This is a genomic window from Georgenia sp. M64, assembly GCF_038049925.1.
GTDB lineage: Bacteria > Actinomycetota > Actinomycetes > Actinomycetales > Actinomycetaceae > Georgenia.
This window is the reverse complement of sequence record NZ_CP145809.1, coordinates 1,046,191-1,069,135: the sequence shown is the minus strand read 5'-3', so window position 1 is coordinate 1,069,135 and position 22,945 is coordinate 1,046,191. Positions and strand designations below refer to the sequence as shown.

Below are 22,945 nucleotides of genomic sequence, written 5' to 3'. Positions count from 1 at the left end.
CGCACTGCCCGTACTGCGCCCTGCAGTGCGCCATGACGCTGGCTCCCGCGTCCGTCGACGTCCCGGCCCCGAGCCCGCGCCACGGGGCGAGCGCGCCGACCGTCCTCACGGCCACCGGCCGGGAGTTCCCGACCAACGGCGGGGGCCTGTGCCGCAAGGGCTGGACGTCGACGGCGCTGCTCACCTCCCCCGAGCGGCTCACCACCCCGCTCGTGCGCGGCAGGGACGGCGTGCTGCACGCCGCGGGGTGGGAGGAGGCGCTGGACCGGGTGGTCGGCGGGATCCGTGACACCCAGGCCCGGTACGGCGCCGACGCGGTGGGCGTCTTCGGCAGCGGCGGGCTGACGAACGAGAAGGCCTACCAGCTGGGGAAGTTCGCCCGCGTCGGCCTGGGCACCTCCCGCATCGACTACAACGGCCGGTTCTGCATGTCCTCGGCCGCGGCGGCCGCCAACCGGGCCTTCGGCCTGGACCGGGGCCTGCCCTTCCCCGTCACCGACCTCGCCGACGCCTCGGTGGTGCTCCTGCTCGGCAGCAACGTCGCCGAGACGATGCCCCCGTTCGTCCGGCACCTGGCCGGTGCGCGCTCCCGCGGCGGCCTCGTCGTCGTGGACCCGCGCCGCTCGGCCACCGCCGACCTCACCGGTGCCGGCGCGGGCGTGCACCTCCAGCCCGCGCCGGGCACCGACCTCGCGCTCCTGCTCGGCCTGGCGCACGTCGTCGTCCAGGAGGGTCTCGCCGACGAGCGGTACCTCCGCGACCGCACCACCGGCCGCGACGCGCTCGTGCGCTCCCTGGCCCCCTGGTGGCCGCAACGGGTCCAGGCGGTCACCGGGGTGCCGGCGCCCTGGGTGCGGGAGGTCGCCCACCTCCTCGCGGCCGGCGCCCGCGACGCCCGCGAGGGGCGTGGCGGCGCGTACGTCCTGACCGGCCGCGGCGTCGAGCAGCACGTCGACGGCACCGCCACCGCGACCGCCGCGATCAACCTCGCCCTCCTGCTCGGCCTGCCGGGCACGGCCGGGTGCGGCTACGGCACGCTCACCGGTCAGGGCAACGGGCAGGGCGGGCGCGAGCACGGCCAGAAGGCCGACCAGCTCCCCGGCTACCGCAAGATCACGGACCCCGAGGCCCGCGCCCACGTCGCCGCCGTGTGGGGCGTGCCCGAGGTCGCGCTGCCGGGTCCTGGCCTCCCGGCGGTGGAGATGCTCGCCTGCCTCGGCCGCCCCGGCGGGGTCCGCGCCCTCCTCGTGCACGGCTCCAACCCCGTGGTCTCCGCGCCCGACGCCGGATCGGTCACCGCCGGGCTGGACCGGCTCGACCTCCTCGTCGTCTGCGACCTCTTCCTCTCCGAGACCGCGGCGCGCGCCGACGTCGTCCTGCCGGTCGCGCAGTGGGCGGAGGAGGACGGCACGATGACCAACCTCGAGGGCCGGGTGCTGCGGCGACGCCGGGCGCAGCCCCCGCCCGTTGGGGTGCGCGACGAGCTGGGCCTGCTCGCCGACCTCGCCCGCCGCCTCGGCTCGCCCGCCACGTTCAGCGCCGACCCGGCGGAGGTCTTCGCCGAGCTCGCCCGCGCCTCCGCGGGGGGCCCCGCCGACTACTCCGGCCTCGACCACGCCCTCCTCGACACCGGCGTCGCCGCGTACTGGCCCTTCCCGGCCGGCTCGGCGGGCACCCCCCGGCTCTTCCGCGACGGCTTCGCCCACCCCGACGGGCGCGCCCGCCTCGTGCCGGTCTCCCCCGCCCCGGCCACCACCGGCCGGCTCACCCTCGTCACCGGCCGGCTCCTCGAGCACTACCAGTCCGGCGCCCAGACCCGGCGCGTGCCCGAGCTGGCCGCCGCCCAGCCCGAGCCACTCCTCGAGCTGCACCCGGACACCGCGGCCCGCCTGGGCGTGCGCGACGGGCAGCGCGTGGCGGTCGACGGCGCCGGCGGCACGGTGACGAGCCGCGCCCGCCTGACCACCGGGATCCGCGCCGACACCGTGTTCCTGCCCTTCCACTACCCCGGCGCCGGATCGGCGAACCTGCTCACCCGCGACCGCACCGACCCCGTGTCCGGCATGCCGGAGTTCAAGTCGACCCCGGTCACCGTCCGAGCCCTGGAGGCCGAGCCCGCATGAGCGAACGCACCCGCGAACGCGTCGTCGTCGTCGGCTTCGGGCCCGTGGCGGCCCGGCTGGTCGAGGAGCTGCTGCCGGCGGTCCGGGCGGGCCGCCTCGAGGTGCTCGTCCTCGGCGAGGAGACCGAGCCCGCCTACAACCGTGTGCTCGTGGCCGACCTCGCCGTGGGCCGGACCACCCGCGAGGCCCTCGCGCTGGCCGACCCGGGCGACCTCGCCGCCGACGGCGTCCGCGTCCTGCTGGGCACGCGGGCGGTGGCCGTCGACCGGGCCGGCCGCCAGGTGGTCCTCGCCGACGGCCGCACCGCCCGCTACGACCGCCTCGTCCTGGCCACCGGCGCCGATGCCGCGATCCCGCCGCTGGCCGGGCTCGACCCCGCCGGGCGGCGCCTGCCCGCCGGGGTGACCACCCTGCGGGACCTCAACGACGCGGACCGTCTGCGGGCGGCCGTCGACGCCGGCCGCGAGATCGTCGTGCTCGGGGGCGGCGTCCTCGGCCTCGAGGTCGCCCTCGCCGCCGCGGAGGAGGGCGCGCGGGTCCGCGTGGTCCACCACGGCCCGCGCCCCATGGCCCGCAACCTCGACGCCGGCGCCGGGCACGTGCTCACCGCCACCCTGCGCACGCAGGGCATCACCGTCCACCCCGCGGCCACGGCGATCGGGGTCGCGACCGCGCCGGGGCCCGGCGGGGTGCCCGCCTTCCGCGCCCTGTGCCTGGACGATGGCACCGAGGTCCCCGGCGACCTGCTCGTGCTCTCCTGCGGCGTCCGGCCGCGCGTCGAGCTCGCCCGGACCTGCGCGCTGCCCGTGGGCAAGGGGGTCCTCGTCGACCACCACCTCCGCGCCGACGGCGAGGGACGGGTCTTCGCGATCGGGGACTGCGCCGAGGTCCTGTGCGGGCGGTGCCCGGACTGCGAGGGCCGGGAGGGCCGTGGCCCCTCGGGACTCATCGGCCCGGGCTGGCGCCAGGCGGAGTGGCTCGCCGCGGTCCTGGCCGGCGACCCGCACGGGGCCGACCCGGGGGACCTGACGGAGCCGGCAGTCCCGGCCGCCCCGGTGGGGTCACCCCTCGGCGCCGAGCTGCCGGGGACGATCCTGCTCAAGGCCCGCTCCCTCGACCTCGCCGCGGCCGGGCGGGTCGCCCCCGAGCCCTGGGACGAGCCGGAGGAGGGGGACGGCCTGCCGCTGCGGGTGGCGCAGTGGTCGGACCCCGAGCACGGCCGGTACGTCAAGATGGTCACCCGCGGCGGCGTCCTCGAGGGGCTCGCGTGCGTGGGCATGCCGCGCACCGCGGCGGAGCTGGTGCTGCTGTACGAACGGGGGGACGAGCTCCCGGCGGACCGTACGAGCCTGTTCCGCCTCGACGCCGCCGGGGAGCCGGCCCCGGCGCCGGCGAGCCCCTCGGCCACGGTCTGCCGGTGCTCGGGCGCGACGCTCGGCAGCATCGACGACGCCGTCGCCGGTGGGTGCGCCACCGTCGCCGAGGTGGGCCGGGCGACCCGGGCCGGGACCGGCTGCGGCGGCTGCCACGACACGATCCGCCGGCGCCTCGCCGCCCACGCCGCGGGCGCGGACGACAACCGGGCGGCCGCCGCCGCGGCCGCCCGGTGATCACCGCCCCGGCGCGCACCCGTCGGGACGGGCACCGGGGCACGCCGGGTGCGCCTCAGCGGCGCACGCGCGCCTCACGGTGGGGGTCGCCGCTCTGGCTGAAGACGTGGTCGTTGGGGGTGGCGGCGTCGTTCCAGCGCAGGAGCGCCCCCACGCCGTCGTGGAGGGAGACGGCGTTCTCGTCCACGACCGTGATGCCGGCCCCCTGGGCCAGGGCGGCACGACCGATCGCGAGGTCGGCGCGCATCTGGTGGGGCGCGGTGGCGCCGAGGTCCTCGACGTCGGACCGGCTCGCGCCGATCGCCAGCGGGGAGTCCCCCACCCACAGCTTCTTGCCCGCCAGCGACGACGGCGGCCCGGCCACCGCCTCGGTGACGACGAGCTCGGCCACCTGGCCGCGGCGCAGGACGTCCAGGACGCCCTCCCGGCCGGTGATCGCGGCGCCGTCCTGCCCGTGCACCTCGCGGAAGCGGTCGAGCACCTTCTCCCGCCGGCGCAGGCGGAAGGCCTCCACGGCCTCGGCCACGTGCGCGTTGAACGTCTCGGGCTTGGCCCCCTCGGAGCGCGAGCCGCCCTCGACCGTGATGACGTGCTCACGGGTGGTGCGTCCCAGCGCGTCGAGGACCAGGGCGCGGGCCCGCACGTCACCGGTGAGGAGCACCAGCTCGGGGCGGCGCTCGGCGACGACCCGGTCGAGCTCGGCCGCGACCGCCTCCGCGTTGCGCTCCCACGAGTCCTCAGCGCGGGACTCGTAGCGGCGCTGCGAGCGCCCGCCGGTGTTGGTCTTGCTCAGCTCGTCGTGACCGCCCTCGAAGGACTCGGCGTCACCGCCGGCCTCGCTCGCCGTCGCCGACTCGCGGAGGATGAGGTCCATGCCGGACCGGTCGACCGAGGCGATGAGGTAGCGCACGTGCTCGTCGGCGACCCGGGCGAGGGCGAAGGCGCTCGCGCCGTGGTCCCAGACGGCCTCGTCCGTGGCGGGGGGCTCGTGGAGGGCGCAGTCGAGGAGGATCTGCCCGCGGGCGGCCACGAGGACCCGGCCGTGCTGGCCCGCCGCCTTGCTGATCGTGCGCACCCGCTCACCGATCTCGTCGAGCGTGGCGGCGTCGGCACCCTGTTCCTCGAGGCTGCGGCGCAGGTCCTTCCACCGCGTCAGCACGGCCTGGTCACCCGTCTCGCTCTCCCGCGTCGCGTCCATCACCACGGTCGCGAACGGGACGTCGGTGGGCAGGTCGGCGGTGAGAAGGTCGAGTCGCATCTGGCACCTCACTGTGTCGGGAACTGATGCCCCCACTCTGCCCCTTCCGGCGGCGCGGTGCCAGGGTTGGGCGGGCCCGCTCACCGGTCGGGCGGCGCGCGGTGCGACCCGCCCGCGCCGGCACCCGGACCAGGGTCCGGACCTACCGCTCCGGCCGCGGCGACGAACTCGCCCCACCGGCCCCACGAACGGCGCGGCCGGCCCCGGAGGGCCGGCCGCGCGCGTCGGTGAGGGGTCTCAGGCGGACTTCTCCCGCGGGGGACGCCGCTTGGCCGCGGTCTCGCGCGGCACGAGCGTGGGGTTGACGTTCTCGAGGACGACCTCGCGGTTGATCACGACGCGAGCGACGTCGTCGCGCGAGGGCACCTCGAACATCACCTCGCGCAGGACCTCCTCCATGATGGCCCGCAGCCCGCGCGCACCGGTGCCGCGCAGGAGCGCCTGCTCGGCGATGGCGTCGAGCGCGTCGTCGGTGAACTCGAGCTCGACGCCGTCGATCTCGAACATCCGCTGGTACTGCTTGACGAGGGCGTTGCGCGGCTCGGTGAGGATGCGCACGAGCGCGTCCTGGTCGAGCTTGCTCACCGTGGCCACGATCGGCAGGCGGCCGACGAACTCGGGGATGAGCCCGAACTTGTGCAGGTCCTCGGGCCGGACCTCGCCGAAGAGGTCGACGTCCTGGTCGGCGGAGCGCAGCGGGGCGCCGAAGCCGATGCCGCGCCGCCCGACGCGCGAGGAGATGATCTCCTCCAGGCCCGCGAAGGCCCCGGCGACGATGAACAGCACGTTCGTCGTGTCGATCTGGAGGAACTCCTGGTGCGGGTGCTTGCGCCCGCCCTGCGGCGGCACCGAGGCCTGGGTGCCCTCGATGATCTTCAGCAGCGCCTGCTGGACGCCCTCGCCCGAGACGTCGCGCGTGATCGACGGGTTCTCGCTCTTACGGGCGATCTTGTCGATCTCGTCGATGTAGATGATGCCCTTCTCGGCCTTCTTGACGTCGAAGTCGGCGGCCTGGATGAGCTTGAGGAGGATGTTCTCCACGTCCTCGCCCACGTACCCCGCCTCCGTCAGCGCCGTGGCGTCGGCGATCGCGAACGGGACGTTGAGCATCTTCGCCAGCGTCTGCGCGAGATAGGTCTTGCCCGTGCCGGTGGGGCCGATGAGGAGGATGTTCGACTTGGCGATCTCGACGCCGTCGTCGTCGCTGCTCGCCTCACGCGCCTGGACACGCTTGTAGTGGTTGTACACGGCCACGGCCAGGGACCGCTTGGCGCGGTCCTGGCCGATGATGTACTCCTCGAGGAAGTCGTAGATCTCCCGGGGCTTGGGCAGGTCCACGAGACCGAGCTCGCTGGCCTCGGCCAGCTCCTCGTCGATGATCTCGTTGCACAGGTCGATGCACTCGTCGCAGATGTAGACCCCGGGTCCCGCGATGAGCTTCTTGACCTGCTTCTGGCTCTTGCCACAGAACGAGCACTTGAGCAGGTCTGCGCCTTCACCCGTGCGTACCACCGGGCTCCACCCCTCTCTCGTCTCGTCCGTGCCGCCCTCGGGCGCTCACCCCACCATTCCACACCACGAGGCATGGTGCTGTCCTGCCCGTGGGGGCGGCGCGCCGGTGGTGGTCCTCACGACGACGTCGGCGCCGCCCGCTCGGGAGCGGACGGCGCCGACGGCGACGCGGGTCTCAGCCCGCGGTGAGCTGGGGAGCCTTGCGGGACTCCAGCACCTGGTCGACGAGCCCGTAGTCCCGCGCCTGGGCGGCGGTGAGGATCTTGTCGCGCTCGATGTCCTTGCGGATCTGGTCGACCGGGGTGCCCGTGTGGTGGGCGAGGGTCTCCTCGAGCCACTCGCGCATCCGGAAGATCTCGTTCGCCTGGATCTCGATGTCGGAGGCCTGGGCGTAGCCGCCGCCCTCCATCGCCGGCTGGTGGATCATCACGCGGGCGTTGGGGAGGGCGAGCCGCTTGCCCGGGGAGCCGGCGGCGAGCAGCACCGCCGCGGCCGAGGCCGCCTGCCCCAGGCACACGGTCTGGATCTGCGGCTTGATGTACTGCATCGTGTCGTAGATCGCCGTCAGCGCCGTGAAGGAGCCGCCCGGGGAGTTGATGTACATGGTGATGAGGCCGTCGGGGTCCTGGCTCTCCAGGACGAGCAGCTGCGCCATGACGTCGTCCGCGGAGGCGTCGTCGACCTGCACGCCGAGGAAGATGATGCGGTCCTCGAAGAGCTTGGTGTACGGGTCCTGCCGCTTGTAGCCGTAGGCGGTGCGCTCCTCGAACTGCGGGAGGACGTAGCGCGCGCCCGGGGAGGCCGGGGCGGCGGACGCCGGCATGATGCCGGCCTGGGCGAGGAAGGGGCTGGTCACGGTTGCTCCTGGGGTTCTCGGGTCGGGGGGCGTCACTTGGAGTCCGTGCCGCCGCCACCGGGCACGGAGTGGGAGTGCTCGACGACGTGGTCGATGAAGCCGTACTCCAGGGCCTCGGTCGCCGTGAACCAGCGGTCGCGGTCGGCGTCGGCGTTGACCTGCTCGACGGGCTTGCCCGTCTGCTCGGCCGTGAGCTCGGCGAGAACCCGCTTCATGTGCAGGATCAGTTCGGCGTTGATGCGGATGTCCGTCGCCGTGCCCCCGATGCCGCCGGAGGGCTGGTGCATCATCACCCGCGCGTGCGGGGTGGCGAAGCGCTTGCCCTTGGCGCCCGAGGAGAGCAGGAACTGGCCCATCGAGGCCGCCATGCCCATCGCCACGGTCGCGACGTCCGGCTGAACGAACTGCATCGTGTCGTAGATCGCCATGCCCGCGGTGATCGAGCCGCCCGGGGAGTTGATGTAGAGGAAGATGTCCTTCTGCGGGTCCTCCGCCGCCAGGAGCATCATCTGGGCGCAGATGGCGTTCGCGTTCTCGTCGCGCACCTCCGAGCCCAGCCAGATGATGCGCTCCTTGAGGAGCCGGTTGTAGATGTTGTCGTTCAGGCCCATGCCGGCGCCCTCGGTCCTCGCCTGCGGCATCTGCTCGCTCACGTGCACGCTCCTTCGTCTCGGGCACCATGGCACCCGGGTGTCGCCATCAGGGTCTGTCCCAGGACCCTAACGCTGACGCCGCCCCGCACCCCGCCCGGGGGCGGCCTTTTCGCTCACGGCGCACGATGCGCGGGACGGTACGGCCGGCGCGGACACGTCGGGGGTCGGAGCTCGGCGGTGACGAGCCCGTACCGACCGGGTCCAGTCAGCACCCCGCACCGGGCCCTCGCCTCCGCCCAGTCAGCACACTCGCGGTGAACGAGTACCGACCGGGTCCAGTCAGCAGACCAGTTTCTGCTGACTGACCCCGGAACCCGCGACCTCGCCGCACGAGCACCCACCGGGACCTCGGCCGGGAAGCACCCCGCCCTCGCTGCACCACACCGCCGAGCCGCGGACCGCGCCTGCCCGCGGGCGACTCGGCCCGGGCCCAGTGATAGGAGGACGGCGTCCCGCCATCAGGGCCTACCGACGACGGCGGCGCCGGGGTGCTCGTCAGCACCCCGGCGCCGCCGGACGTCGAACCTGCGAAGATCAGCCCTCGTCGGACGTCTTGTCCTTCGCGGCCGCCTTCTTGGCGGCAGGCTTCTTCGCGGCCGCCTTCTTCGCGGCAGGCTTCTTCGCCTCAGAGTCCTCGGCGCTGTCGGCCTTCTTGGTGGCCTTCTTCTTCGGCGCCGCGGCGGGCTCCTCGGCCGCCTCGTCCGGGGTGTCGGCGGACCCGGCGGAGTCAGCGGACTCGGGCGAGTCAGCGGACTCGGGCGAGTCAGCGGACTCGGGCGAGTCGGCGGACTCCGGGGACTCCGGCGAGCCGGCGGACCCCGACGCGTCGGCGGACCCGGCCTCACCCTCGGGCCCGGCGGCGTCGAGCTCGTCGGAGCCGATGAACTCCGAGAGGTCGACGTCGTTGCCGGCGCCGTCCTTGATGCTCACCTGGCGCAGCGCGACCGCGAGGGCCTTGTTGCGGGCGATCTCACCCATGAAGGCCGGGAGCTGCCCGGTCTGCGAGGCGGCCTGGATGAACTGGTTGGGGTCCATCCCGTACTGCTGGGCGTTGGAGACGAGGAACTCGAGGAGCTCGTTCTGGGTCACGCCGACGGCGAGCTTCTCGACGAGGGTGTCGAGGAGCAGCTGGTCGCGCAGCAGGCCGGTGACCTCCTCGCGCACCTCCTCGCCGTGCGGGTCGCCCTTCTCCTTGCCCTCGGCCTGCAGGTGCCGCTCGATCTCGCTCTCGACCATCCCGGCCGGGACCGGGAAGTCAGCCCCGCCGCGGAGCTTCTCGAGAAGCAGGTCGCGGGCCTGGACGGCCTGCTCGGAGGACTTCTCCTGGGCGGCCTGGGTGCGCAGGTCGGCGCGGAGCTCGTCGATCGTGTCGAACTCGGAGGCGAGCTGGGCGAACTCGTCGTCGGCCTCGGGGAGCTCGCGCTCCTTGACGGCAGTGGCCGTGACGGTCACCTCGGCGTCCTCGCCGGCGTGGTCGCCGCCGGCCAGGGGCGCCGTGAACGTGACGGTCTCTCCCGCGCTGTGGCCGGTGAGCGCCTCGTCCAGACCGTCGAGCATGTTGCCCTCGCCGATCTGGTAGGAGACACCGGAGACGGAGTCGACCTCCTCCTCGCCGACCTTGGCGGCGAGGTCGATGACGACGAAGTCGCCGTCGCCGATCGGGCGGTCGACGCCCACGAGGGAGCCGAAGCGCTCACGCAGGGTGGTCAGACGCTCCTCGACGTCGACGTCGGAGACCTCGACGTCGTCGACGGTGAGCTCGACGCCCTCGAGGGAGGGGAGCTCGATCTCGGGGCGGACGTCCACCTCGGCGGTGAAGACGAGCTGGCCGCCCGGGGTGCCCGTGACCGCGGGGATCTCGGTGACCTCGATGCTCGGCTGGCCCAGGGGCTTGACGTCCGTCTCGGAGACGGCCTGGTTGTAGAAGCCGGGGACGGCGTCGTTGACGGCGTGCTCGATCACCGCGGCGCGGCCGACGCGCTGCTCCAGCACGCGCGGGGGGACCTTGCCCTTGCGGAAGCCGGGGATGTTGACCTGCTCGCCGATGTGGGCGTAGGCGTGGTCGAGGCTCGGCTTGAGCTCGTCGTACGACACCTCCACGGTCAGCTTCACCCGGGTGGGCTCGAGGTTCTCGACGGCGCTCTTCACTGCGGTGGTCTCCACTCATCGGATGGTCGTGACGGGCCCGCCGGTCACGGCGGGAGGCTGTGCGTCTGGCCGGGTGACCGATCGCGATCACGGAGCACAGACCGGCCAATCCTAGGGCACGTCCCACCGGGGCGGCACGCGCGGGCCCCGCTCCCCCACGCTGCGGGGCACGGCGGCGGCGGGGCAGCGGGCAACGTCCGGCGGCGGGCACCGTCCGGATGCGGGCACCGTCCGGCGGCGTCCACCATCCGGGACGGCGGGAGGCTGCCCGGTATGTCCGGGCCCGGGCGACCTACCCTCGCGGGGTGACCGACCTCCTCCCACGGCTGCTCGCCGTGCTCCTCCTGCTCGTCGTCGCCACCGCCGCCTGGTGGCTGGCGGAGCGGCGCCGCGGCTCGCTGCGGACCACGCGCACCGAGCGCGAGGGTGCCGTGACCCTGGAGACCCTCCGCGCGGCCACCGGCCGGCAGCTCGCCGAGCCCGGCCGACCGGTCGTGGTCCAGCTCTCGTCCGAGGTCTGCACCCCGTGCCGGGCGAGCGCGCGCACCTGGACCCTGGTCGGCGGGGAGGACGTCGCCCTCGTCGAGCTCGACGCCGCCGAGCACCTGGACCTCGTGCGGACGCTCGGGGTCATGCGGACCCCGACCTCCCTGGTCTTCGACCACACGGGGACGGCGGTGGGGCGGGTGAGCGGCGCCCCGACGGCGGCGCAGGCGCGCGAGATCGTCGGCGGGCTCGTGGGCGCCGGGCGGGCGGCATGAGCGCCGCGGCGTCCGCGGCCACCGGCCGCCAGGCGGCCATCGACCCGCGTGGTCCCCGCTTCGGAGCGGCCGTGACCGCCGTGCTCCTCGTGGTGGTCCTCCTCCTCGGCGCCTCGACCGCCGGGCTCGCGCTCCTCGGCGTGGTGGTCGCCTCGTTCGCGATCGGCGCCGCGCGCGGGGCGCAGGGCACCTGGCAGGGGGCGCTGTACAAGGGGCTGGTCCGTCCGCGCCTGGCCGCCCCCGTGGAGCTGGAGGACGCGGCTCCGCCGCGGTTCGCCCAGGTCGTCGGCCTGGTCATCACCGGCGCCGGCCTGGCCCTCGCCCTGCTCGGGGTGCCGTGGGCGCTCGAAATCGCGGCGGGCGCGGCCCTCGTCGCGGCGTTCCTCAACGCCGTCGTCGGGCTCTGCCTGGGCTGCGAGCTCTACCTCGTCCTCACCCGGCTGCGGAACCGCTGACGGAGACGTCCACCGGCTCGCCGGACGTCCCGGTCCGCGCCGGCCCGCCCAGCCGGACGTCGACGACGCCGGCGGCCGTGGTCAGCCGGTAGTCGCCCGCCCAGCCCCGGACCGTCACCCGGCCCTCGTCGTCGGTGCGCGTCGTCGTCGGCGCCAGCCACCACGCCCCCTTGACCAGGTCGCGCAGCGCCTCGTAGGCCGGCTTCGGGGTGCCGTCCGTGCGGACCAGCCCGGCGGGCGCGCCGAGCCACGCGCCGTCGTCGGTGAGGCCCCAGTACGTCACGGCCTCGACGGACGGGTGGGAGGCGAGGGTGCGGTAGTGCCGGAGGATCTCCTCGGCCTGGCGCTCCTCCCCCGCGGGGGTGGACGGCCAGTGCTCGACCTGCCAGTCGTTGAGGTCCTCGACGTGGGCAGGCATGAGGTCCCCGGACAGCAGGGTGGACTCCGTGAGGTGGATCGGCAGGCCGTAGCGGGCGAAGCGGTCGAGGACCGCCAGGGTCCTCTCCTCGCCCCAGTAGCCCTGGTGCATGTGGCTCTGCAGGCCCAGGACGTCGACGCCGACCCCCGCCTCGAGGACCCCTTCGAGGAGGCACTCGTACGCGGTGGACATGTCGAAGTCGTTGAGCAGCAGCGTCGCGTCGGGGTTGGCCGCGCGCGCCTCCTCGAAGGCCATCCGCACCGTGGCGATGCGCCCGCGGGCCCGGCACAGTCGGGTGACGCCGTTGTCCTCCTTGTCGAACACCGGCATGATCACCGCCTCGTTGACGGCGTCCCAGGTGTCGACCAGGCCGGCGAAGCCGGAGACCTCGCGGCGGATCCTCTCCCGCTGGGCGCGCTCGATCTCGTCGACGTCGAGGTCGAGCAGCCACGGGGCGGTGACGGTGTGCCACAGGAGCGGGTGGCCCTTGAGCGCCACGCCGCGGTCGGCGAACCACTGCGCGGTGCGGCGCAGCCGCTCCGTGCCCGGCTCGCCGCGCCGGGGCTCGAACGCGCCCCAGTAGAAGGGCAGCGTGGCGGTGTTGAACACCTCGAGCCACAGCTCGGCGAGGTGCTCGAGCCCGTCGAGCGACGCCCCGCCGAAGGTCTCGACGTCGGCCGGGCGGACCGTGGTCTCACCGTTGGCGAGCGGGATGAGGTCGAAGCCGATGTTGCCCAGGCCGAGCGCGTGGGAGCGCTGCTCGACGGTGACCTCGTGCGCGGCCAGCGGAGCGCCGTCGGCGCCGCGCAGCGTGACGGTGGTCTCGGTCACCCGGTGGCGCAGGTCCGCACCGGGATCGGCGACGGCGACGACGGCCTGGCCCGCCCCACCGCCCACGCGGCCGGTCATGCCCGGACCACGTCGGTGGTGACCCACCGGGCGTCGGTGACGGTGACCGGGTGGACCGGGCCGGTGAGCTCCACGCGGGCGACGGTCTCGCGGTGGGCGCAGGAGCCGCCGACCCACAGCTCGACCTCGCCCGGCTCGACGACGCGGCGCAGGTCCCGGTCGCTGAACGCCAGCCGGGTGGTGGGGACGGTGAACCGCACGGTCGCGGACTCCCCGGCGGCGAGCGCGACCCGCCGGTAGCCCAGGAGCTGGGCGGTCGGCCGGGTGACGGAGGCGACGACGTCGTGGCCGTAGAGCTGGACGACGTCCTCCCCCGCCCGGTCGCCGGTGTTCGTCACGACGACCGTGGCGGTGAGCGCACCGTCGGTGGGCGCGGTGGCCTCCGCCGTGAGCCCGGTCCGGGTGAACGAGGTGTACGACAGGCCGTGACCGAACGGCAGGGCCGGGGCCGGGTCGAGGCTCGTGACGGGTGAGGCACCACCGAGCGCCGGGTGGAGGTAGGAGTACGGCTGCGACCCGGCGGAGCGCGGCAGGCTCACCGGGAGGCGACCAGAGGGGTTGACCCGCCCGGACAGCACACCGGCGACCGCCGCGGCGCCCTCCTCGCCGGGGAAGAACGCCTGCACGACCGCGGCGCACGCCTCCAGCGCCCAGCCCAGCGCGTACGGCCGGCCGGTGAGCAGGACGAGGACGACGGGGGTGCCGGTGGCCAGGACGGCCTCGACGAGCTCGCGCTGGACCCCCGGGAGCTCGAGGTCGTCGCGGTCGCAGCCCTCGCCCACGGTGCCCCGGCCGAAGAGGCCGGCGTGGTCGCCCATGACGAGGACGGCGACGTCGGCGGCTCGAGCGTCGGCGACCGCGGCATCGAAGCCGGACCGGTCGTCGTCGTCGACGGCGCAGCCCCGCGCGTGGGTGACCTCGGCGCCGACCTCGGCCCGGACCGCCTCGAGGACGGTGGGCACGTCGATGCCCATCGGCACGTCGGGGTGGTGGGCCAGGACGTGGTTGGTGAAGGAGTAGCAGCCGAACAGCGCGGGGGCCCGGTCGGCGTTGGGGCCGATGACCGCCACCCGGCGCGTCGTCGCCGGTCGCAGCGGCAGCACGCCGTCGTTGCGGAGCATGACGACGGACTCCTCCGCGAGGCGGGCGGCGATCTCGCGGTGCCCGGCCGGGTCGAGGTCGACCACCGCCGGGGGCTCCGCCTCGAAGGTCTCGTCGAGGAGGCCGAGCGCCTCCTTCTGCCGCAGCACGCGGAGCACGGCCCGGTCGACGAGCGCCTCGTCGACCTCGCCGGCGCGGATCTTCTCCGCGAGCGGGGCGAGGTAGGCGTTGCCGGTGGGCAGCTCGATGTCGACACCCGCGGCGAGGGCCTGCCCGGCGGCGTCGCCGAGATCGGCGGCCACACCGTGGAGGGCGTGGAGGAAGGCGACGCCGAAGTAGTCGGCGACGACGGTCCCGTCGAAGCCCCAGCGCTCGCGCAGCAGCTCGGTGAGCAGGCGGGGGTCCGCGGCGACCGGGACGCCGTCGATCTCGGCGTAGGAGTGCATGACCGACCCGACCCCGCCGTCGAGGACCGCCATCTCGAACGGCGGCAGGAGCACATCGGCGATCTCGCGCGGGCCGGCGTGCACCGGCGCGAGGTTGCGGCCGGCGCGGGAGGCGGAGTACCCGACGAAGTGCTTGAGGGTGGCGATGACGCCCGCCCCCTGGAGGCCGCGGACGTACGCGGTGCCCACGGTGCCGACGACGTACGGATCCTCGGCGATGCACTCGTCGACGCGCCCCCACCGCGGGTCGCGGATGACGTCGAGGACCGGGGCGAGGCCCTGGTGGATCCCGAGCTCGCGCATGGAGGTGCCGATCGCCGCCCCCATCTCCTCGACGAGGTCCGGGTCGAAGGAGGCGCCCCACGCCAGCGGCGTGGGGAAGGTCGCGGCCTGCCACGCGGCGAGCCCGGTGAGGCACTCCTCGTGGACGATCGCCGGGATGCCCAGGCGGGTCCCGGTGACGAGGCGCCGCTGGGCGTCGCGCAGCCACGCCGCCCGTTCGGCAGGCTCGACCGGACGGGTGCCGTACACGCGGGTGAAGTGCCCCAGCCCGTGCCGGGTGGCCTCCTCGAGCTTCTCGGGGGTGGCGTCGTCGGCCATCTCGCTCTGCAGGGGCGCGACGACCTCGCCGCCCTCGTCCACCCAGAAACCCACGATCTGGGCGAGCTTCTCCTCCAGGGTCATCGCGGCGAGGAGGGCGCCGGGACGGTCGGCGCCGCCGGCCCCCTGCGCCGCGCCGGGTGCGGCACCGGCCCGGTCCGGGGGGTTCTGGGTGGTGGTCGGTCGGACCTGGGCTTCGGTCACGTCGATGTCCTTACTGCGTGGTGGTGCGGTGGCGGTCGCGGCGCGCAGCGGTGGCGGCCGGACGGAGGGTCGGTTTGCCGGGCGTCGGGCGGGTCAGCCCTTGACGGCGCCCTGGAGGCCGTTGACGATGCGCTTCTCCATCGCCAGGAAGAACACCAGGGCGGGGATCATCGCCAGGGAGGTGAAGGCCAGGACGCCGGCGGTGTCCTGGGCGTGCTCGCTCGAGAAGGTCGCCACCCCCAGGGGCAGGGTCTGCGCGGCCGGGTCGCTGAGGATGAGCAGCGGCAGGAGGTAGGAGTTCCACGAGGCCACGAAGGCGAGCACGCCGACCGTGACCAGACCGGGCCCGGACAGCGGGAGCAGGATCCGCCAGAAGAAGCCGATCCGGGAGGTGCCGTCCAGCATCGCCGCCTCCTCGAGCTCGCGTGGGATCGCCATGAGGAAGGGCCGGAGGATGACGATCGTCATCGGCAGGGCGAAGGCGGCCTGCGGCAGGGCCACCCCCCACAGGCTGTTGGTGAGGTCGAGGTCCCGCAGCATGAGGAACAGCGGGATGATCGCGACGGTCAGCGGGAACAGCAGGCCGAGGGTGAAGACGAGGAACAGCGCCTCGCGGCCCCGGAACCGGTACCTCGCCAGCGGGTAGGCGGCCATGACCCCGAAGACGGCGACGACGACGGTGGTGATCCCGGCGACGACCGTGGAGTTGAGGGCGTACCGCCAGAAGCTCGACGACGTGAGGACGTTGAGGTAGTTCGTCGTCACCCACGGGTCGGGCAGGCCGACGGGATCGGCGGCGAGCTGGGCGTTGGAGCGGAAGCCGCCGAGGATCGCGTAGACCACCGGACCGAGCGTCGCCGCGACGACGACGAGGGCCGCGGCGTAGACCAGCGGGCTGCCGCCGGAGAACGACCGGCGCCGGCGGGGCGGGGCGTCGGTCAGCGGCGCGGGCTGTCCGGGGACGGCCGTGAGGGGCGCGGTCATCGAGCTGCCTTCCTGGGCTGGGGAGCGTCCTCGTTGTCCCGGCGCAGCACGAAGACCTGGTAGGCCAGCGCGAGGACCAGGGAGATGCCGAAGAGGAGCACCGCCACGGCCGAGGAGTAGCCGTAGAGGCTGCGGTTGGTGCCCTGGTTGATGAGGTACGTCGCCATCGTCACCGTGGAGTTGGCCGGTCCGCCCTTGGTGAGGATCCAGACCATGTCGAACACCTGGAGGGAGCCGATCATGGACAGGAAGCCCCAGGTGCGGATGGTGGGCCCGAGGAGCGGGATGGTGATCCGGCGCTGGACCTGCCACCACGACGCGCCGTCGATCTGGGCGGCCTCGTACAGGTCCGGCGGGACCCCCTGGAGGCCCGCGAGGAAGAGGATGACGGCCAGGCCGAGGTACTTCCAGGTCAGGACGAACATCACCGTGTACAGCGCGATCTCGGGGTTGCCGAGCCAGAGCTGGGTGAGGCCGCCGAGGCCGACGGCGTCGAGGACGGCGTCCACGACCCCGTTCGGCTGGAGCAGCATGAGCCACACGACGCCGGCGACCACCTCGGCCAGGACGTACGGCACGAAGATGATGACGCGCATCGCCGCGCGGCCCCACATGTCGCGGTTGAGCAGGAGCGCGACGGCCAGCCCGAGGGGCAGCTGGATGAGGATCGACAGGACGATGATCGTGAGGTTGTGCATCACCGCGTCGGTGAAGACCTGGTCGCGCAGGGCGTTGGCGTAGTTCTCCAGGCCGACGAAGTTGTCCATCGGACCGAGCCCGTTCCACCGGAACACCGAGTACCGCCCCGCCTGGACGACGGGGACCACCACGAACATCGCGAACAGCGTGAGCGCGGGGGTGACGAAGAACAGGATCTCCAGGCGCTTGCGCCACCGGGAGGAGAGCCGGGGCCGCGCCCCCGGGGCCGCCGGCCGGGTGGGGGCCCGGCCGGCGGCGGTGGGGGTGGCAGCAACCGTGGCCGTGCCGGTGCGGTGGGTCACGTCGTCTGCCATCGAGGTCATCCGAGGTCGGCTGCGGCCTGGGTCGCGTCGACGATGCCCTGCGGCGAGGACTCGCCCGCGAAGACCAGGGCGATCTCGTCGTTCATGGCGCCGCCGACGTTCTCGCCGAAGGCGGTGTCGAAGTAGAGCTGGACGTAGGGCGCCTCGTCACGGAACTTCAGGAGGTCGGCCAGGACCGGGTCGGACACCGAGCCGGTGGCCGCGGGGTTGGTCGGCAGGCCCATGTCGTTCTCGGCGAAACCGGTCTGGACCTCGTCGCTCAGCAGGTACTCGACGAAGTCGACGCACACGTCCGGGGCGTCCTGCGAGCACGCCCACGCGTCGCCACCACCGAGGGCGGCCTCGGGGTCACCCTCGCCGCCCTCGACGGACGGGAAGGGGAACCAGCCGGTGTTCTCGCCCAGTCCCTGGTTGTCCTCGGTGAGGCCCTGCATGACGCCGGGCTCCCAGTGACCGGCTAGCTCCATGGCGACCTTCTCGGTGGCGAGCAGGCCCGAGGCGCTCGTCGGCCCCGTCTGGGCCGGGGTGGCGAGGAAGCCGGAGTTGAAGGGCTCGGCGCCGATGAGCTCGACGAGGTCCTCGCCGGCCTTGACGAAGCACTGGTCGGAGAAGTCGAGCGAGGTCACGGCGTCGGAGAGGACGTCCTCGCTGCACTCGCGCAGGGCGAGGTAGTACCAGTAGTGCGCCGCGGGCCACTTGTCGCCGGCACCGACGGAGATGGGCTCGATGCCCTCGGCCTTGAGCGCGTCGACGGCGGCGTAGAGGTCCTCCATCGTCTCGGGCGCCTCGGTGATGCCGGCCTGCTCGAAGAGGGCCTCGTTGTACCAGAAGCCCACGACGCCGACCGAGAACGGCAGCGCGTAGGTCTGGCCGTCCACCTGCCAGCCGGCGACGGAACCGCCGAGCGTGTCGATCGTGTCGGCCGCGACGTCGGTGAGGTCCTTGACCAGCCCGGCCTCGACGTGGGCGGCGAGCTCGCCGCCACCGCGCTCCATGAAGACGTCGGGCGCGTCACCGGTCTGGAACGCGGCGTCCAGGCGGGTGAGCATGTCCTCGTGGGCGAGGGCGCTGATCTCGATCGTCACCCCCTCGTTCGCCGCCTCGAAGTCGGCGGCGACCTGCTCGTAGTAGCCCTTGCCGGGCTCGCTGTTGGAGTTGTGCCACCAGGTCAGCGTGACGTCGCCGTCCGCGCCGGCCTCACCCCCGCCGGCGCCGTTCTCGGCATCGGTGCCGCCGCACGCGGCCAGCATGGCAACGCTCAGGGTCAGCGCGACGGCTGTCCCGGCTGCTCGGACGATCCTCATGGGTCGATCCCCTCGGTCTTCGTTGACTAACGGTCGGGACACAGTTTTGCCGCATGGACGAACTAATGTCAATCGGTATCGATAACGTTTTCGACACGGGTACGCTGGAGGGGTGCAGCGGCCCAGGACCACCATCGGCGACGTCGCCCGGACAGCCGGCGTCTCCGTCGCGACCGTCTCGAAGGTCATCAACGGCCGCTACGGCGTCGCCGCGGCCACCTCCCAGCGCGTCCAGCGGGTCATCGACGACCTGGGCTACGAGTCGAGCCTGGTCGCCCGGAGCCTGCGCAGCCTGCGCACCAACGTCATCGGCATCCTCGTGGCCGAGTTCGAGCCCTACTCCACCGAGCTCCTCAAGGGCGTCTCGAGCGCCGTCCAGGGCACCGGGTACGAGCTCCTCGCCTACTCCGGCGGCGGCCGGGCCGGCGGCCACGCCGGGTGGGAGCGGCGCTACCTCTCCCGGCTCAGCGGCACCCTCATCGACGGTGCCATCCTCGTCACGCCCACCGTCGTCGACGCCGAGTACGGCATCCCGGTCGTGGCGATCGACCCGCACACCGGGCCCTCCGGCTTCCCCACGGTGGACGCGGACAACTTCTCCGGCGCCCTGAGCGCCACCGAGCACCTCATCGCCCTGGGACACACGCGCATCGGGCACCTCGCCGGCCGGCCGGACCTGGAGTCCTCACGGCTGCGGGAGGCGGGCTACCGCACGGCTCTCGAGCGCGCGGGGCTCGACGTCGACCCCGAGCTCATCCGGGTGGGCGGGTACCGGGCGGACGACGCCGAGCAGCCGGCCCGGGGGCTGCTCACCCTGACGCGGCGCCCGTCGGCGATCTTCGCGGCGAACGACCTCTCGGCCATCCGGACGATGGAGGTCGCGGGTGGGCTCGGGCTCTCGGTGCCCGGCGACGTCTCGGTGGTCGGCTTCGACAACGTGCCCGAGTCGGCGCTGGCGCAGCCACCGCTGACCACGGTCAACCAGCCGATGCAGGCGATGGGGCGGGCCGCGCTGGGCCTGCTCATCGACCTGCTCGACGGCAAGGAGCGCGACGCCCACGTCCAGCTGCCCACCGAGCTCGTCGTGCGCGGTTCCACCCGGCGGCTCTGAGACCTCACCGGCGCGCGGGGACCTCGCGGGCGACGAACTCGCCCTCGGTGAGCCCAGGTCCGGAGCTCAACCCGTGCGCCCCGCACCGCGTGGCCGGCAACCGTCGGGATGGACGGATTCGAACCGACGACCTTCCGCTCCCAAAGCGGACGCGCTACCAAGCTGCGCCACATCCCGTCGCACCTCGCGGGTGCGAAGGTGCAGTCTAGGGGCTCGGCCACCGCGACCGGCCCCTGTGACCAACCTGACCGGGCCGTCGCACCACGCGGTTCGAGCCGACGGCGGGGTCCGGGTAGACTCCTCGTGCGGCTCAGGCCCGCGGGTGTAGCTCAATGGTAGAGCCTCTGCCTTCCAAGCAGATGGTGCCGGTTCGATCCCGGTCACCCGCTCCACGTCAGGCGGCTCCCCCTCCGGGGTGGCGCCGGACGCCGACCCCCATCGGGGCACCGGACGAGGGAGCCGTACCCGGCGAGCGACAAGACGGCCATGAGGGAGAACCGTCATGTCCTGGCTCGTGCTCGTCCTGTCCGGCGTCCTCGAGGCCGTCTGGGCCACCGCCCTCGGCCGCTCCGAGGGGATGACCCGCCTCGCCCCGACCGTGACGTTCTTCCTCGCTCTCGGCCTGAGCATGGCCGGGCTCGCGTACGCGATGCGCTCGATCCCGGTCGGGACCGCCTACGCCGTCTGGGTCGGCATCGGCGCCGTGCTCACCGTGGCGTACGCGATGCTCACCGGCGAGGAGGCGGCCTCGCTCGCGAAGATCCTGCTCCTGGGCGGCATCGTCGGCTGCGTGGTCGGGCTCAAGCTGCTCCACTGAACCCGCCTCGCCCAGCGCCACCGGGCCGGGCCGGCCGGCGCAAGAACGACGAAGGTCCCCGCACCCGAGGGTGTGGGGACCTGCGTGCAGGGAAGGTCGTCGCGTCACTCCGCGGCGATCAGACCCTTCTGGTAAGCCTTGGCCAGCCGCCGCGGCACCTTGAGCTCGCGGCCCTGGACGCGGACGGCGACGAGCTCGGTGAGCTCGGCCTTCCACTGGGACCGGCGAGAGCGGGTGTTGCTGCGGGACATCTTGCGCTTGGGAACTGCCATGCCCTTGCCGCTCCTTCCGTCGTTGAGGGGGATCCTGCCGACGTACACCCTCCCACGAGAGGGCTCCGTCAGGCCAACCGGGACAGCCTACCCCAGGTGTGAGATGGGCCGCGCACAGCCCGGAACGCGCCGCGACGGTCAGCGGACCCGGTCACCGTACCGGCGACGGAACTGCTCCACCCGGCCCGCCGTGTCCATGACGCGGGAGCGTCCGGTGTAGAAGGGGTGCGACGCCGAGGAGATCTCGACGTCGACCACCGGGTAGGTCTGCCCGTCCTCCCACTCGATCGTCCGGCTCGAGGTGAGCGTGGACCGGGTGAGGAACCGGAAGTCCGCCGAGGCGTCCTGGAAGACGACGGCGTGGTAGTCGGGGTGGACGGTCTGCTTCATCTCAACCTCCTGAGAACTGTTCTCACTGAGACGCGAACACGCCCACCGGCCCACGCATTCCCGTCGCGGGATACTCGTGCCATGAGCGACCTCAGGCTGGCGGGCGACGCCGTCGCCGAGATCGAGGTCCGGCGCTCACGGTTCCTCACCACGCTGCGCCGCGTCGACAGCGAGGAGGCCGCCCGGGCGCTGGTCGCCGAGCTGCGCACCCGCCACCCCGACGCCCGGCACCACTGCTCCGCCTTCATCCTCGACCTGCCCGGCACCAGCGCCGTCGAGCGCTCCAGCGACGACGGTGAGCCTGCCGGCACCGCCGGGATGCCCGTGCTCGAGGCGCTGCGGGTCTCCGGACTGCGTGACGTGGCCGCCGTCGTCGTGCGGTACTTCGGCGGGGTGAAGCTGGGGACCGGCGGGCTGGTGCGGGCCTACGGCGACGCGGTCCGGGCGGCGCTGGACGCAGCGTCCGTCGTGACCGTGGTCGAGCACGAGCTGTGGGAGGTGGCCCTCCCCCACGCCGACGCGGGCCGGGTCGAGGCGGACCTGCACGACCACGACGTCCGGGTCGAGCTCGTGGCCTACGAGCCCGACGGCGTCCGCCTGACCCTGGCGGTGGTCGACGGCGCCGCCCTCACCACCCGCCTGGCCGCCCTCACCGCCGGTGCGGCGCGTCCGGTCCTGGTGGGCGCGACGGCGGTCGAGCGCCCGCTGTGACGACCGAGGCCTCCGCCCGGGAGCGCCGGCCGCCATCTGGGAGGGGGTGCGGCTGGAGCGGCCGAGGCACTAGTGTTGTTGACACTTCAAGGTGCCGGTCCCGGCACCGGCGCCCGTGGGCGCCGCCGCTCCGTCGGAAGGATGCCGCCATGAGCACGACGCTCGTCGACCGGCCCTCGACGGTCCGGTCCTGCCGTTGTCGGTAGAGCGCCCGGCTCAAGCGTGCGGCCCCTGACCGCATGCCAGGCGCTCCTCACACCGCCGCCGCCCGGCGGCACCGACGCAACGCGCCCCGGCCGCCCAGGCCACCCACCCCCGAGGAAGAGGACCATGGCAACCATCTACGACGACGTCACCCAGCTCATCGGCCGCACCCCCCTGGTGCGCCTGAACAAGATCACGGACGGCGCGGGCGCCACCGTGCTCGCCAAGCTCGAGTTCTACAACCCGGCCAACTCGGTCAAGGACCGCATCGGCGTCGCGATCGTCGACGCCGCCGAGGCGTCGGGCGAGCTGCCCCCGGGCGGCACGATCGTCGAGGCGACGTCGGGCAACACCGGCATCGCGCTGGCGATGGTGGGCGCGGCGCGCGGCTACAAGGTCGTCCTGACGATGCCCGAGTCGATGAGCAAGGAGCGCCGTGCACTCCTGCGCGCCTTCGGCGCCGAGCTCGTCCTGACCGACCCGTCCACGGGCATGAGGGGCGCCGTCGAGCGGGCCGAGGCGATCGCCGCCGAGCGTGAGAGCGCGGTCCTGGCCCGGCAGTTCGCCAACGAGGCCAACCCGGCCATCCACCGGCGCACCACCGCCGAGGAGATCTGGGCCGACACCGACGGCGAGGTCGACGCCGTCGTCGCCGGCATCGGCACCGGCGGGACGATCACCGGTGTCGGGCAGGTGCTCAAGGAGCGCAAGCCCGAGGTGCGGATCATCGCCGTCGAGCCGGCGGAGTCGCCCATCCTCAACGGCGGCAAGCCCGGACCGCACAAGATCCAGGGCATCGGCGCGAACTTCGTCCCCGAGATCCTCGACACCGAGGTCTACGACGAGGTCATCGACGTCGACGCCGCGACGTCCGTGGCGTGGGCGCGGCGCGCCGCCACCGAGGAGGGGCTGCTCGTGGGCCTGTCCTCCGGCGCGGCCCTGGCCGCCGCGGTCCAGGTCGCCCAGCGGCCCGAGATGGCGGGGAAGACGATCGTCGTCATCATCCCCTCCTTCGGCGAGCGCTACCTCTCCACCATCCTCTTCGAGGGACTGGTGGACTGAGTTGCACGACTCCC

Annotated in this window: 20 protein-coding genes, 2 tRNA genes and 1 riboswitch; of the genes, 9 read left to right on the top strand and 13 right to left on the bottom strand. The window is 73.7% G+C overall.

The genetic code is table 11. The features are described from left to right. Positions 1-32 precede the first annotated feature (32 nt). Positions 33-2,123 carry a molybdopterin oxidoreductase family protein gene (locus AAEM63_RS04840; RefSeq protein WP_341361311.1) on the top strand — a complete coding sequence of 697 codons (2,091 nt, stop codon included), beginning with the start codon at positions 33-35 and terminating at the stop codon, positions 2,121-2,123. Then, on the top strand, positions 2,120-3,733 hold the full coding sequence (locus AAEM63_RS04835; protein WP_341360507.1) for an FAD-dependent oxidoreductase: 1,614 nt from the start codon (positions 2,120-2,122) through the stop codon (positions 3,731-3,733). The genes AAEM63_RS04840 and AAEM63_RS04835 overlap by 4 nt, the downstream gene beginning before the upstream one ends. 55 nt (positions 3,734-3,788) lie before the next feature. On the opposite strand, the gene AAEM63_RS04830 is transcribed toward AAEM63_RS04835, so the two are convergent. From AAEM63_RS04830 to tig, 5 genes are all read right to left on the bottom strand, one after another. After that, positions 3,789-4,991 (bottom strand): Vms1/Ankzf1 family peptidyl-tRNA hydrolase, encoded by a 1,203-nt coding sequence (locus tag AAEM63_RS04830; RefSeq protein WP_341360506.1) that lies wholly within the window; start codon positions 4,989-4,991, stop codon positions 3,789-3,791. A gap of 237 nt (positions 4,992-5,228) precedes the next feature. After that, positions 5,229-6,503: an ATP-dependent Clp protease ATP-binding subunit ClpX gene (gene clpX / locus AAEM63_RS04825; RefSeq protein WP_341360505.1), complete on the bottom strand. Its 1,275-nt coding sequence runs from the start codon at positions 6,501-6,503 to the stop codon at positions 5,229-5,231. A gap of 175 nt (positions 6,504-6,678) precedes the next feature. Then, positions 6,679-7,326 (bottom strand): ATP-dependent Clp protease proteolytic subunit, encoded by a 648-nt coding sequence (locus AAEM63_RS04820; RefSeq protein WP_170175379.1) that lies wholly within the window; start codon positions 7,324-7,326, stop codon positions 6,679-6,681. A gap of 65 nt (positions 7,327-7,391) precedes the next feature. After that, positions 7,392-8,000: an ATP-dependent Clp protease proteolytic subunit gene (locus tag AAEM63_RS04815; protein ID WP_341361310.1), complete on the bottom strand. Its 609-nt coding sequence runs from the start codon at positions 7,998-8,000 to the stop codon at positions 7,392-7,394. A gap of 546 nt (positions 8,001-8,546) precedes the next feature. Next, a complete protein-coding gene (gene tig / locus AAEM63_RS04810; protein WP_341361309.1) occupies positions 8,547-10,160 on the bottom strand; it encodes a trigger factor in 1,614 nt (537 codons plus the stop codon). A gap of 305 nt (positions 10,161-10,465) precedes the next feature. Between tig and AAEM63_RS04805 the strand changes: the two genes are divergently transcribed. Then, positions 10,466-10,921 carry a thioredoxin family protein gene (locus AAEM63_RS04805; protein WP_341360504.1) on the top strand — a complete coding sequence of 152 codons (456 nt, stop codon included), beginning with the start codon at positions 10,466-10,468 and terminating at the stop codon, positions 10,919-10,921. Further along, positions 10,918-11,376, top strand: coding sequence for a DUF4395 domain-containing protein (locus tag AAEM63_RS04800; RefSeq protein WP_341360503.1), 459 nt, complete (start codon positions 10,918-10,920; stop codon positions 11,374-11,376). Before AAEM63_RS04805 ends, AAEM63_RS04800 begins: the two co-directional genes overlap by 4 nt. Here AAEM63_RS04800 and AAEM63_RS04795 read toward each other — a convergent pair. From AAEM63_RS04795 to AAEM63_RS04775, 5 genes are all read right to left on the bottom strand, one after another. Further along, a complete protein-coding gene (locus AAEM63_RS04795) occupies positions 11,354-12,703 on the bottom strand; it encodes an endo-1,4-beta-xylanase (RefSeq protein WP_341360502.1) in 1,350 nt (449 codons plus the stop codon). The genes AAEM63_RS04800 and AAEM63_RS04795 overlap by 23 nt on opposite strands. Beyond that, positions 12,700-14,934 carry a glycoside hydrolase family 3 N-terminal domain-containing protein gene (locus AAEM63_RS04790; RefSeq protein WP_341361308.1) on the bottom strand — a complete coding sequence of 745 codons (2,235 nt, stop codon included), beginning with the start codon at positions 14,932-14,934 and terminating at the stop codon, positions 12,700-12,702. The genes AAEM63_RS04795 and AAEM63_RS04790 overlap by 4 nt, the downstream gene beginning before the upstream one ends. 213 nt (positions 14,935-15,147) lie before the next feature. Next, complete coding sequence (locus AAEM63_RS04785; protein WP_341360501.1) at positions 15,148-16,038, bottom strand: carbohydrate ABC transporter permease; 891 nt, start codon at positions 16,036-16,038, stop codon at positions 15,148-15,150. Continuing rightward, the gene (locus tag AAEM63_RS04780; protein ID WP_341360500.1) at positions 16,035-17,051 is read right to left on the bottom strand and encodes a sugar ABC transporter permease; all 1,017 of its coding nucleotides are present in this window, start codon (positions 17,049-17,051) and stop codon (positions 16,035-16,037) included. Before AAEM63_RS04780 ends, AAEM63_RS04785 begins: the two co-directional genes overlap by 4 nt. Before the next feature lie 5 nt (positions 17,052-17,056). Further along, the gene (locus AAEM63_RS04775; RefSeq protein WP_341360499.1) at positions 17,057-18,364 is read right to left on the bottom strand and encodes an extracellular solute-binding protein; all 1,308 of its coding nucleotides are present in this window, start codon (positions 18,362-18,364) and stop codon (positions 17,057-17,059) included. 112 nt (positions 18,365-18,476) lie between these two features. Here AAEM63_RS04775 and AAEM63_RS04770 point away from each other — a divergent pair, with 112 nt between their 5' ends. After that, positions 18,477-19,475: a LacI family DNA-binding transcriptional regulator gene (locus AAEM63_RS04770; protein WP_341360498.1), complete on the top strand. Its 999-nt coding sequence runs from the start codon at positions 18,477-18,479 to the stop codon at positions 19,473-19,475. Positions 19,476-19,578: 103 nt separating this feature from the next. On the opposite strand, the gene AAEM63_RS04765 is transcribed toward AAEM63_RS04770, so the two are convergent. Continuing rightward, a tRNA-Pro gene (locus AAEM63_RS04765) sits at positions 19,579-19,652 on the bottom strand. A gap of 141 nt (positions 19,653-19,793) precedes the next feature. On the opposite strand from AAEM63_RS04765, the gene AAEM63_RS04760 reads away from it, so the two are divergent. After that, positions 19,794-19,867, top strand: a tRNA-Gly gene (locus AAEM63_RS04760). 35 nt (positions 19,868-19,902) lie between these two features. Then, positions 19,903-19,964: riboswitch (guanidine-III (ykkC-III) riboswitch) on the top strand. 13 nt (positions 19,965-19,977) lie between these two features. Beyond that, positions 19,978-20,292, top strand: a complete 315-nt coding sequence (locus tag AAEM63_RS04755) for an SMR family transporter (RefSeq protein WP_341360497.1) — start codon at positions 19,978-19,980, stop codon at positions 20,290-20,292. Positions 20,293-20,396: 104 nt separating this feature from the next. Here AAEM63_RS04755 and rpmF read toward each other — a convergent pair whose 3' ends face one another. Continuing rightward, positions 20,397-20,564, bottom strand: a complete 168-nt coding sequence (gene rpmF / locus AAEM63_RS04750; protein WP_341360496.1) for a 50S ribosomal protein L32 — start codon at positions 20,562-20,564, stop codon at positions 20,397-20,399. 138 nt (positions 20,565-20,702) lie between these two features. Next, entirely contained in the window at positions 20,703-20,954 is a 252-nt protein-coding gene (locus AAEM63_RS04745; protein WP_341360495.1) for a type B 50S ribosomal protein L31, read from the bottom strand. Between the two features lie 81 nt (positions 20,955-21,035). Between AAEM63_RS04745 and AAEM63_RS04740 the strand changes: the two genes are divergently transcribed. Together AAEM63_RS04740 and cysK are read left to right on the top strand one after the other, a co-directional pair. Continuing rightward, positions 21,036-21,665 (top strand): YigZ family protein, encoded by a 630-nt coding sequence (locus AAEM63_RS04740; RefSeq protein ID WP_341360494.1) that lies wholly within the window; start codon positions 21,036-21,038, stop codon positions 21,663-21,665. Between the two features lie 330 nt (positions 21,666-21,995). Further along, a complete protein-coding gene (gene cysK, locus AAEM63_RS04735; RefSeq protein ID WP_341360493.1) occupies positions 21,996-22,931 on the top strand; it encodes a cysteine synthase A in 936 nt (311 codons plus the stop codon). Positions 22,932-22,945 lie beyond the last annotated feature (14 nt).

Excerpts from the sequence above, each read along its gene's own strand:
- AAEM63_RS04775 (WP_341360499.1), bottom strand. The coding sequence starts at position 18,364 with ATGAGGATCGTCCGAGCAGCCGGGACAGCCGTCGCGCTGACCCTGAGC.
- AAEM63_RS04755 (WP_341360497.1), top strand. The coding sequence starts at position 19,978 with ATGTCCTGGCTCGTGCTCGTCCTGTCCGGCGTCCTCGAGGCCGTCTGG.
- AAEM63_RS04820 (WP_170175379.1), bottom strand. The coding sequence starts at position 7,326 with ATGCCGGCGTCCGCCGCCCCGGCCTCCCCGGGCGCGCGCTACGTCCTC.
- rpmF (WP_341360496.1), bottom strand. The coding sequence starts at position 20,564 with ATGGCAGTTCCCAAGCGCAAGATGTCCCGCAGCAACACCCGCTCTCGC.
- cysK (WP_341360493.1), top strand. The coding sequence starts at position 21,996 with ATGGCAACCATCTACGACGACGTCACCCAGCTCATCGGCCGCACCCCC.
- AAEM63_RS04790 (WP_341361308.1), bottom strand. The coding sequence starts at position 14,934 with ATGACCCTGGAGGAGAAGCTCGCCCAGATCGTGGGTTTCTGGGTGGAC.
- AAEM63_RS04835 (WP_341360507.1), top strand. The coding sequence starts at position 2,120 with ATGAGCGAACGCACCCGCGAACGCGTCGTCGTCGTCGGCTTCGGGCCC.
- AAEM63_RS04745 (WP_341360495.1), bottom strand. The coding sequence starts at position 20,954 with ATGAAGCAGACCGTCCACCCCGACTACCACGCCGTCGTCTTCCAGGAC.
- AAEM63_RS04815 (WP_341361310.1), bottom strand. The coding sequence starts at position 8,000 with ATGCCGCAGGCGAGGACCGAGGGCGCCGGCATGGGCCTGAACGACAAC.
- AAEM63_RS04800 (WP_341360503.1), top strand. The coding sequence starts at position 10,918 with ATGAGCGCCGCGGCGTCCGCGGCCACCGGCCGCCAGGCGGCCATCGAC.
- AAEM63_RS04795 (WP_341360502.1), bottom strand. The coding sequence starts at position 12,703 with ATGACCGGCCGCGTGGGCGGTGGGGCGGGCCAGGCCGTCGTCGCCGTC.
- AAEM63_RS04840 (WP_341361311.1), top strand. The coding sequence starts at position 33 with ATGACGCTGGCTCCCGCGTCCGTCGACGTCCCGGCCCCGAGCCCGCGC.
- AAEM63_RS04830 (WP_341360506.1), bottom strand. The coding sequence starts at position 4,991 with ATGCGACTCGACCTTCTCACCGCCGACCTGCCCACCGACGTCCCGTTC.
- AAEM63_RS04780 (WP_341360500.1), bottom strand. The coding sequence starts at position 17,051 with ATGGCAGACGACGTGACCCACCGCACCGGCACGGCCACGGTTGCTGCC.
- AAEM63_RS04785 (WP_341360501.1), bottom strand. The coding sequence starts at position 16,038 with ATGACCGCGCCCCTCACGGCCGTCCCCGGACAGCCCGCGCCGCTGACC.
- AAEM63_RS04740 (WP_341360494.1), top strand. The coding sequence starts at position 21,036 with ATGAGCGACCTCAGGCTGGCGGGCGACGCCGTCGCCGAGATCGAGGTC.